The organism is Bradyrhizobium sp. P2_E8 (genome assembly GCF_056403875.1).
This window is the reverse complement of sequence record NZ_JBFUES010000319.1, coordinates 1-7,334: the sequence shown is the minus strand read 5'-3', so window position 1 is coordinate 7,334 and position 7,334 is coordinate 1. Positions and strand designations below refer to the sequence as shown.

The following is a 7,334-nucleotide window of genomic DNA, read 5'->3' as shown; positions in this document are numbered from 1 at the left end:
CTCTACGAACGCGCCAAATCGATCCTCGGCGAAGTCAAGGAGATCGAGGAGGCGCTGGCCGGAAGCCGCCGCGAGCCGTCGGGACGCCTGCGCGTGAGTGCGCCGACATTGATGGGGCGCCTGCTGATCGCACCGCTGCTGGGCGACTTCCTGCGCGCCTGTCCCTCGCTGTCGGTCGATCTGCTGCTGGTCGATCGCAACGTCAGCTTGATCGAGGAAGACATTCATCTGGCGCTTCGCGTCGGGCGCATTACCGATTCCCAACTCGTGACGCGGAAACTCGCGGAGGTGCAGATGATCCATTGCGCCTCGCCTGGCTACCTCGCACRCCGTGGCGAGCCGCAGAGCCCGTCCGATCTGCCGCAGCATGATTGCCTGGTGTTCTCCGATGCACCCGGCGCGGCGACCTGGCGATTCGGCCGCGACGCGAGGGGCGGATCGAGAATCCGGATGGCGGGACGGCTCTGGGTCAACAGTCTCGACGCGCTCGCCACCGCCGCAGAGAACGGCGCCGGCATCGCCCGCGTGCCGTCATGGCGGGTCGAAAGGCAACTTGCCGATGGGCGCTTGCGTCGTCTGTTGCGTGAGCATGAACCTGCTCCGGCCCCGCTCCATGCGCTCTATCAGCCGTCGCGCCTGGGGTCGGCGAAGATTCGCGCATTCATCGATTTCCTGGTCGAGCGATGGCGCGGGAGCGATCCCCTCGGCCGGTGATTCCTGCGGCGGGGGGATGCAGGCTGCGCATATCCACCCGTCATGCGAAAAATCGATGCGCGTGGCGGAAATTGGACGTGGCTCGCCGGCCATTCGTGCCGGCTCGGGGCGTCATGAACTGACTGGTTCGAACCGTGGCTGGGCCGCGGCGGCCTAGAGCCGTTCCAATAGTAATTTCAATGCGCCTCGGCCGTCGTCACAAAGGGTGAACTTAGATTCTATTCTTGGTCGGCACACCATCGCTCTGGTATACCAAGCCCCTGATTGGCCTTGTTTCATCAACGCTGTAGCGCTGAACCACGGTTCGATTTATGGCGATTTGGTGATTGCGCAGGCCAAATCGACTCCGTAAATAGAGCCGACCTTTCGCGATCCCCGCGCGCCCCCTGCTGGGCCGCTACACAACATCAAAGCCCATGACCGCACGGATCGAACGACCGCTTTCACCACACATGCAAGTCTACCGCTGGACGTTGACGATGGCGCTGTCCATCGTCCATCGCGCCACCGGTATCGCCCTTTACGTCGGAACCCTGATGCTGGCCTGGTGGCTGATCGCTGCGGCCTCCGGCCCGGCCGCCTATGCCCACGTCCAGGCCTTCACCGGCAGCATCATCGGCCGGCTGATCATGTTCGGCTACACTTGGGCGCTGATGCACCATATGCTGAGCGGCATCCGGCACTTCGTGTGGGACCTCGGCTACGGCTTCAAGGCCAATGAGCGCGAAGCGTTGACCTGGGGCGCACTGATCGGCGGCATCGCGCTGACGGTGCTGATCTGGATCATTGCCTACGCGATCGGAGGTGGACGATGAGCACGGCCGATACGCCGAAGCGCAGCATGCGCACCCCGCTCGGCCGCGTCCGCAACCTCGGCGCGGCGCATTCCGGCACGTCCGATTTCTGGCGCCAGCGCCTGACTGCGGTGGCGATGGTGCTGCTGATGATCCCCGTGGTCGTCGTCATCATGATGCTGCTCGGCCGCAACCAGGCCTATGCCAAGCAGATCCTCGGCTCGCTGCCGATCGCCATCATCATGGTGCTCTTCATCATCGCCAGCGCCTGGCACATGAAGATCGGCATGCAGGTCGTGATCGAGGACTACGTCCACAACGAGAAGCTGAAGCTCGCTTCGATCATGCTCAACAATTTCTTCTCGATCGCGGTTGCGCTCGCCTCGATCTACGCGATTCTCCAACTGTCAGCCGGAGTGTAACCCATGGCCAACGAGACGAATGGCAAGGGCAACGGCGCTCCCGCCACCAACGGAAAAGCCTATCCGATCGAAGACCACACCTATGACGTCGTCGTGGTCGGCGCCGGCGGCGCGGGACTGCGCGCCGTGGTCGGCTGCGGCGAGGCGGGCCTGCGCACGGCCTGCATCACCAAGGTGTTTCCGACCCGCTCGCACACGGTGGCGGCGCAAGGCGGCATCTCCGCCTCGCTCGGCAACATGCACAAGGACGACTGGCGCTGGCACATGTACGACACCGTGAAGGGGTCGGACTGGCTGGGCGACCAGGACGCGATCGAATACATGGTGCGCAACGCGCCCGACGCGGTCTACGAGCTCGAGCATTGGGGCGTGCCGTTCTCGCGCACCGAGGACGGCAAGATCTACCAGCGCCCGTTCGGCGGCATGACCACCGAGTTCGGCAAGAGCCAGGCGCAGCGCACCTGCGCCGCCGCCGACCGCACCGGCCACGCCATGCTGCACACGATGTACGGCCAGTCGCTGCGCCACGCGGCCGAGTTCTTCATCGAGTTCTTCGCCATCGACCTGATCATGGACGACCAGGGCACCTGCCGCGGCGTCATCGCGCTCAAGCTCGATGACGGCACGCTGCATCGCTTCCGCGCCCAGACCGTGATTCTCGCGACCGGCGGCTATGGCCGCGCCTACGCCTCCTGCACCTCGGCGCACACCTGCACCGGCGACGGCGGCGGCATGGTGCTGCGCGCCGGCCTGCCGATGCAGGACATGGAGTTCGTGCAGTTCCACCCGACCGGCATCTACGGCTCGGGCTGTCTCGTCACCGAAGGCGCGCGCGGCGAAGGCGGCTATCTCGTCAATTCCGAGGGCGAGCGCTTCATGGAGCGCTACGCGCCGTCGGCCAAGGACCTCGCCTCGCGCGACGTCGTCTCGCGCGCGATGACCATCGAGATCCGCGAAGGGCGCGGCGTCGGCAAGAAGAAGGACCACATCTTCCTTCATCTCGACCATCTTGATCCCGCGGTGCTGGCCGAGCGGCTGCCGGGCATCTCCGAATCCGCGAAGATCTTCGCCAATGTCGATGTGACGCGCGAGCCGATCCCGATCGTGCCGACCGTGCACTACAACATGGGCGGCATCCCGACGAACTATCACGGCGAAGTGCTGACCAAGAAGGACGGCGACGACAACGCCRTCATCCCCGGCCTGATGGCGATCGGCGAAGCGGCCTGCGTCTCCGTGCACGGAGCCAACCGTCTCGGCTCCAACTCGCTGATCGACCTCGTCGTGTTCGGCCGCGCCGCCGCGCTGCGCCTCGCCGAGAAGCTGACGCCGAACGCCAAGCAGCCCGAGCTGCCGGCGAACTCCGCCGAGCTCGCGCTCGGCCGCCTCGACCATTACCGCTACGCCTCCGGCGGCACGCCGACCGCAAAGCTGCGCGAAGGCATGCAGCACGTGATGCAGAACAACTGCGCCGTGTTCCGCACCGGCGAAGTCCTGAGCGAAGGCCAGAACCTGATCGAGAAGGTCCACAGTGGCATCACCGACATCGCCGTGTCCGACCGCTCGCTGGTGTGGAATTCGGACCTCGTCGAGACGCTGGAGTTCGACAATCTGATCTCGCAGGCGGTGGTGACGATGAACTCGGCCGCCAACCGCACCGAGAGCCGCGGCGCGCACGCCCGCGAGGATTTTTCCGAGCGCGACGACAAGAACTGGATGAAGCACACGCTGGCCTGGCTGGACGATGCCGGCAAGGTCAAGATCGAGTACCGCCCGGTTCACGACTACACCATGACCAACGACGTGCAGTACATCCCGCCCAAGGCGCGCGTGTACTGATCATTGCTTGTCATTGCCGGGCTTGACCCGGCAATCCATCCCTCAAAGATGGATGCGCGGGTCAAGCCCGCGCATGACGGAAGAAACCAGAGGCAGCACTTATGGTTGAATTCGCACTTCCGAAGAACTCCAAGATCACCGGCGGCAAGACCTGGCCGAAGCCCGCGGGCGCGACCGAGGTTCGCGAGTTCAAGGTCTATCGCTGGAATCCGGACGACGGCAAGAATCCGAGCGTCGACACCTATTACGTCGACACCCATGATTGCGGTCCGATGGTGCTGGATGGCCTGATCTGGATCAAGAACAACATCGACCCGTCGCTGACCTTCCGCCGCTCCTGCCGCGAAGGCGTCTGCGGCTCCTGCGCCATGAACATCGACGGCCAGAACACCCTCGCCTGCACCCGCTCGATGCACGACGTGAAGGACGGCGCGGTGAAGATCAATCCGCTGCCGCACCAGCCGGTCGTGAAGGACCTCGTCCCCGACCTCACCAATTTCTACGCGCAGTATGCCTCCGTCGAGCCGTGGCTGAAGACGACCTCGCCGACGCCGCAGAAGGAATGGCGCCAGAGCCACGAGGACCGCGAGAAGCTCGACGGCCTCTACGAGTGCATCCTCTGCGCCTGCTGCTCGACCTCGTGCCCGAGCTATTGGTGGAATAGCGACCGCTATCTCGGCCCCGCCGCGCTGCTCCAGGCCAACCGCTGGGTATCCGATTCGCGCGATGAAGCGACCGGCGAGCGGCTCGACAATCTCGAGGACCCGTTCCGGCTCTACCGCTGCCATACCATCATGAACTGCGCCAAGGCCTGCCCGAAGGGCCTCAACCCGGCGGAAGCCATCGCCGAGCTCAAGCTCAAGATGGTCGAGCGGCAGATCTAGACGCCATTCACGCCTCGTCCCCGGCCGAGATGGCCGGGGCCTTCCGCGGCCGGCGTCAATTTGAGTAGATTTTTTCATCACTCCGCGCCGCGGGCGATTCCCGGGGAATACAACCACCGGTTCCCATCATAAGCGGCTTCCTTCCCAGCGGGAAATTCAGTTAAGCTCAGGTCCGGGGACCGGAGCGACTGTGCAGGGTGCGCAACGCAATTCGTTGAAGCTGTTGCAGTGGATGATGGCGGCATCCCTGGCATTGCCGATTGCCCTGTTCGCGATCGCCGCCACGATCTCCTACACATCGACAAAAGATATCGCCGACCGGGAGATCGAGCGCACGCTCGACGTCGCGCATGAGCATGCTCTCAAGGTGTTCGAGACGATCGACCGGAGTCTCGCCGAACTCAACGAGGTCGTGCGCGGCCTCCCCGACGACCTTGTCCGGGCGCGCGAAGCGCCGCTGCACCGCCGCCTGAAGCGTCTGGCCGATTCGCTGCCGCAGCTCAAATCGGCCTGGATCTTCGATGCGGAGGGAAAGGCGCTGGTCAACAGCCTCGCCTCGCCACCGCCGGAGCTGAGCTTTGCGGACCGCGACTACTTCTACGCCCATGTCGACCAGACCATCGGCACGTTCATCGGCATGCCCCTGACGCCGCGCCCGCCCTATCAGGGCGCCCGCTTCTTCGGCGTGAGCCGCCGCCGCGACTCCGACGACGGCAGCTTCGTCGGGGTGATCCAGGCCTCCGTCCTGCCGGAATATTTCGAGAGTTTCTACGCCAGGATCGGCTCCGATCCCGGCAGCTTCTTCGCGATGGGTCGCACCGACGGCGTGGTGCTGACGCATTTTCCGCGGCTCGACCGCGACCTCCGGCTCGATCCGGGCGGGCCGGTCGGCCGCGAGATCGCCGCGCACCCCGCGCACGGGCTGATGACCATCGTCTGGCCGTCGGACGGGATCGAGCGCCGCATCGGCTACAGGCGCATCGCCGAATATCCGATCTATGTCAGCGCGGGGTTCGAGACCTCGGCGATCCGCGCGCGCTGGTTCGCCACCATGGGCCAGCATCTGGTGTTCGGCATTCCCGCGACCGCATTGCTGTTCCTGCTGCTCGCGTTCGCCTTCCGGCGCACCCAGCATCTCCAGGCGGAAGCTGCCAAGCGGCGCGAGGCCGAGGAGGCGCTCAAGCACAGCCAGCGCCTGGAGGCGCTGGGCCAGCTCACCGGCGGCGTCGCGCACGACTTCAACAATCTGCTGACCGTGATCCGCGCCTCCGTCGACCTCTTGAACCGGCCGCAACTGACGGAGGAACGGCGGCAGCGCTACATGACCGCGATCGCGGATGCGGTCGCGCGCGCCGCCAGGCTGACGTCGCAGCTGCTCGCCTTCGCGCGGCGCCAGACCCTGAAACCGGAGGTGTTCGACGTCGGCGAGCGGATGCGGTCGCTGCACGACATGCTCGCCACGCTGCTCGGCCCCGCGATCGAGATCGCGACGCAGCTGCCGGCGGAGCCGTGCCTCGTCAATGCCGATGCCAGCCAGTTCGAGACGGCGCTGATCAACATGGCGACCAATGCGCGCGATGCCATGCAGGGCAAGGGCCGGATCAGCTTCAAGGTCGAGGCGGCGACGACCGTTCCGGATGCGCTGGCGCATCTTCCGGGCGGTCGTGGCTTCGTCAGCGTCGTCGTAAGCGATACCGGAATCGGCATTCCGGCCGCGCGACTCGGGCGCGTCTTCGAGCCGTTCTTCACCACCAAGCAGGTCGGCCACGGCACAGGTCTTGGCCTTTCCCAGGTGTTTGGCTTTGCCCGGCAATCCGGCGGCGAGGTGACGGTCACAAGCGAAGTCGGCCAGGGCAGCACCTTCTCGCTCTATCTGCCGCGCGTGCCGGCGGACCTGCTGCCGCAGCAGCAGGCGCCGAACACGGCACCGGCGGTGCCGGGCAGCGGCATGTCGGTGCTGGTGGTCGAGGACAATATCGAGCTCGCCAACTTCGCCGCCGATGGACTCACCGAGCTCGGCTATAGCATCACCCTGGTCGACAATGCCGCCGACGCGCTCGCCGAGCTGGTCGTGGATATGGATCGCTTCGACGTCGTGTTCTCCGACGTGGTCATGCCCGGCATGACCGGGCTCGAACTGGCGCGGGCGATCCGCGATCGCGGCATCGGCGTGCCGGTCGTGCTGACCACCGGCTACAGCGAGGCGCTGGCGCAGGAGAGCAGCCACGGTTTCGATCTCGTGCAAAAGCCCTATTCGATCGAGGAGCTGTCGCAGATCCTCCACCGCGCCGCGCGGGTGCGCGATGGCGCGGCCGAATAGCCCGGTCCCGGAACCGCAGGGAACCGACTGATTTCCCTCGCGTTGTCCGGCCATGCAGAAACCGGCCGGGAAGCGCGAAAAGGGCAAGAAGCCGCCCATCGTCGAAATCGAGGGCGAGACCGGCGAGGAGGTGGCGCCGCCGCCCGAGGTGGTCGAACCCGATCCCGAGCTGTCGCCTGAAGAGGTCGAGCAGGCCCGCAAGGAATATCTGCTGACCCGCTTCTGGATCAGCGCGCGTGGCTTCTGGGGCCGCAAGGGTGATCGCCTCGCCTGGCCGTTCTCGATCGGCCTCGGCATGCTGATCGTCCTCACCGTCGGCTTCCAATACGGCATCAATGTCTGGAACCGCGCGATCTTCGAC

General features: G+C 65.5%; 6 protein-coding genes and 1 pseudogene. All 7 read left to right on the top strand.

Going from position 1 to position 7,334, the window contains the following annotated elements; genetic code table 11:
- Positions 1–714 (top strand): substrate binding domain-containing protein (locus AC1D00_RS18900; RefSeq protein WP_477011702.1); only part of this gene is annotated, 714 nt, incomplete at its 5' end.
- 416 nt (positions 715–1,130) lie between these two features.
- A complete protein-coding gene (sdhC, locus tag AC1D00_RS18895) occupies positions 1,131–1,529 on the top strand; it encodes a succinate dehydrogenase, cytochrome b556 subunit (RefSeq protein WP_135179235.1) in 399 nt (132 codons plus the stop codon).
- Positions 1,526–1,930, top strand: coding sequence for a succinate dehydrogenase, hydrophobic membrane anchor protein (gene sdhD / locus AC1D00_RS18890; protein ID WP_027543902.1), 405 nt, complete (start codon positions 1,526–1,528; stop codon positions 1,928–1,930). The genes sdhC and sdhD overlap by 4 nt, the downstream gene beginning before the upstream one ends.
- A 3-nt stretch (positions 1,931–1,933) precedes the next feature.
- The gene (gene sdhA / locus AC1D00_RS18885; RefSeq protein WP_477011701.1) at positions 1,934–3,769 is read left to right on the top strand and encodes a succinate dehydrogenase flavoprotein subunit; all 1,836 of its coding nucleotides are present in this window, start codon (positions 1,934–1,936) and stop codon (positions 3,767–3,769) included.
- A 101-nt stretch (positions 3,770–3,870) separates the two neighbouring features.
- On the top strand, positions 3,871–4,653 hold the full coding sequence (locus AC1D00_RS18880; protein ID WP_027543900.1) for a succinate dehydrogenase iron-sulfur subunit: 783 nt from the start codon (positions 3,871–3,873) through the stop codon (positions 4,651–4,653).
- A gap of 190 nt (positions 4,654–4,843) precedes the next feature.
- Positions 4,844–6,973: an ATP-binding protein gene (locus AC1D00_RS18875; protein WP_477011700.1), complete on the top strand. Its 2,130-nt coding sequence runs from the start codon at positions 4,844–4,846 to the stop codon at positions 6,971–6,973.
- A gap of 52 nt (positions 6,974–7,025) precedes the next feature.
- Positions 7,026–7,334: pseudogene (locus AC1D00_RS18870) on the top strand (ABC transporter ATP-binding protein/permease); the annotation flags it as partial.

What these genes read in the sequence shown, in the direction of transcription:
- sdhC (WP_135179235.1), top strand. Translation starts at nt 1,131, where the DNA reads ATGACCGCACGGATCGAACGACCGCTTTCACCACACATGCAAGTCTAC.
- sdhD (WP_027543902.1), top strand. Translation starts at nt 1,526, where the DNA reads ATGAGCACGGCCGATACGCCGAAGCGCAGCATGCGCACCCCGCTCGGC.
- AC1D00_RS18880 (WP_027543900.1), top strand. Translation starts at nt 3,871, where the DNA reads ATGGTTGAATTCGCACTTCCGAAGAACTCCAAGATCACCGGCGGCAAG.